We start from the raw sequence: 1,761 nt of genomic DNA, 5'->3' as shown, positions 1-1,761 counted from the left end.
CGGCCAGCCCGCTGGATGGGTTGCTGGCTTGAGGCGCTATCAATTCAATAGCTTTAAGCGCAGGTATTGATTGGGCTAGAGGCCGATTTAAGCATCGAAACCGGCCCAAACCAGCATTTTTGAGCCCCTTGAACGCTAGCCGCCCCGCGCCGCAACAATCGGAATCACGGCCTGTAGCCGATGGTATTTTTCCCACAGCGTTTCCTTGCTTTCGACGTTCTTCGGGTCCACCGGGATGCAGGCGACCGGGCAGACCTGCACGCACTGCGGTTCGTCGAAGTGGCCGACGCATTCGGTGCATTTGTGCGGGTCAATCTCGTAGATTTCCTTGCCCAGGTAAATCGCCTGGTTCGGGCATTCGGGCTCGCAGACGTCGCAGTTGATGCATTCGTCGGTGATCAGCAGGGCCATGTTTTTCAAGCCTCCTTCAGGGGCTGGTGGGCGTGGGCCAGGGCTTTGGCCACGGCCGGGCTCACCATCTGGCTGACGTCGCCACCCAGCTTGCTGATCTCGCGCACCAGCGTGCTGCTGATGCATTGCAAGGCGGCATCGGGCAGCAAAAAAACCGTTTCAACGCCGGGGCGCAGCTTGCGGTTCATGGCGCCCATCTGGGCTTCGTAGTCGAAGTCGGTCACATTGCGCACGCCGCGCACCACGGCGCAGGCGTTGTGCTGCGCGCAAAAGTCCATGATCAGGCCGTCGAACGGCAGGACCTGCACGTTTGCTATGCTTTTAATAGCTTCCCGCACTTGTTCCACGCGGGCCTCAAGCGAAAACAATGTTTTTTTATGGTGCGCCGACGCGACCGCGATGAGGAGCCGGTCAAACAGCCCGGCGGCGCGCTGCACCACGTCGGCATGCCCCAGCGTGAAGGGGTCAAAAGTGCCTGAATAGACAGCAACCCGGGGCGGTGAGGGGGGTGGCGTGGACATACCGGAATTATGCCCCGCCAGCCCCAGCGCCGCGCCAGCTCAGGGCTTGACCTTGATTAGCAGATGAAAATGCACCGCGCCGGCCCGGCCGCTGCGGTGCAGTTGCAGGCCCAGCGGCTGCAACTCTTCGTCCAGCCAGGGCCGGGGCGCTTCGAGGTAGATCAACCCGGCGTCGCCTATCGCCTTGGCGGCGGCCTGCAGCGCGGGTTCGAACAGGCTGGACTCGTAGGGCGGGTCGAGAAATATCAGTTGCTGGCTGCCGGGCAGCAAGCGCCGCAGCGCGCTCAGGCCGTCGCCGCGCTCTATCCTGACCGCGCCGGCGTTGAGCCGGGTCTTGAGGGCCTGCAGCTGCGGCAGCAGCCCGGCGTCCTGCTCGCACAGCAGCACGTCGGCGGCGCCGCGCGAGGCGGCCTCAAAGCCCAGCACGCCGGTGCCGGCAAACACGTCGGCGCAGCGCCAGCCGCTCAGGTCCTGGCCCAGCCAGTTGAACAGGGTTTCGCGCACGCGGTCGGGCGTGGGGCGCAGGCCGGGCTTGTTGGGCACCGGCAGCTTGCTGCGCTTGTAGAGGCCGCCAATGATGCGGATTTCACCGGGCGGCTTGGCTTTGCGCGCCACCACCTTGCCGGACTTTGGTTTTTTGGCAGGCTGTTTTTCAGTCGTCGTTTCAGTCAATTTTTCGGTCGCTTTATCAGTTGCTTTGTCAGTCATTGCTTGCTCGGCCCGGGCGCGGTACTTCATGGCGCGGCCCCCAGAATCACGGTGACCATTTTCTCAGGCTGCAGCTTGCGCGCAAACGCGGCCTTGATGTCGGCCACGGTGACGCGGTTGA

3 protein-coding genes are annotated in these 1,761 nt (G+C 63.4%); all 3 read right to left on the bottom strand.

Annotated elements, in window-relative coordinates; translation table 11 throughout:
- Window positions 1–135 precede the first annotated feature (135 nt).
- The 3 genes from RMO23_RS00685 to rsmD are packed head-to-tail and all read right to left on the bottom strand — an operon-like array spanning window position 136 to window position 1,640.
- Complete coding sequence (locus RMO23_RS00685; RefSeq protein ID WP_309678074.1) at window positions 136–411, bottom strand: YfhL family 4Fe-4S dicluster ferredoxin; 276 nt, start codon at window positions 409–411, stop codon at window positions 136–138.
- A gap of 5 nt (window positions 412–416) precedes the next feature.
- Window positions 417–932 carry a pantetheine-phosphate adenylyltransferase gene (gene coaD, locus RMO23_RS00680; RefSeq protein ID WP_309678073.1) on the bottom strand — a complete coding sequence of 172 codons (516 nt, stop codon included), beginning with the start codon at window positions 930–932 and terminating at the stop codon, window positions 417–419.
- A gap of 39 nt (window positions 933–971) precedes the next feature.
- On the bottom strand, window positions 972–1,640 hold the full coding sequence (gene rsmD / locus RMO23_RS00675; protein ID WP_309678071.1) for a 16S rRNA (guanine(966)-N(2))-methyltransferase RsmD: 669 nt from the start codon (window positions 1,638–1,640) through the stop codon (window positions 972–974).
- Between the last annotated feature and the right edge of the window lie 121 nt (window positions 1,641–1,761).

This window comes from Polaromonas sp. (assembly GCF_031411155.1).
Classification (GTDB): domain Bacteria; phylum Pseudomonadota; class Gammaproteobacteria; order Burkholderiales; family Burkholderiaceae_C; genus Polaromonas.
Note: the sequence above shows the minus strand (reverse complement) of the source record. Positions and strands in the feature narration are given on the sequence as shown.

Excerpts from the sequence above, each read along its gene's own strand:
- RMO23_RS00685 (WP_309678074.1), bottom strand. The coding sequence starts at position 411 with ATGGCCCTGCTGATCACCGACGAATGCATCAACTGCGACGTCTGCGAG.
- coaD (WP_309678073.1), bottom strand. The coding sequence starts at position 932 with ATGTCCACGCCACCCCCCTCACCGCCCCGGGTTGCTGTCTATTCAGGC.
- rsmD (WP_309678071.1), bottom strand. The coding sequence starts at position 1,640 with ATGACTGACAAAGCAACTGATAAAGCGACCGAAAAATTGACTGAAACG.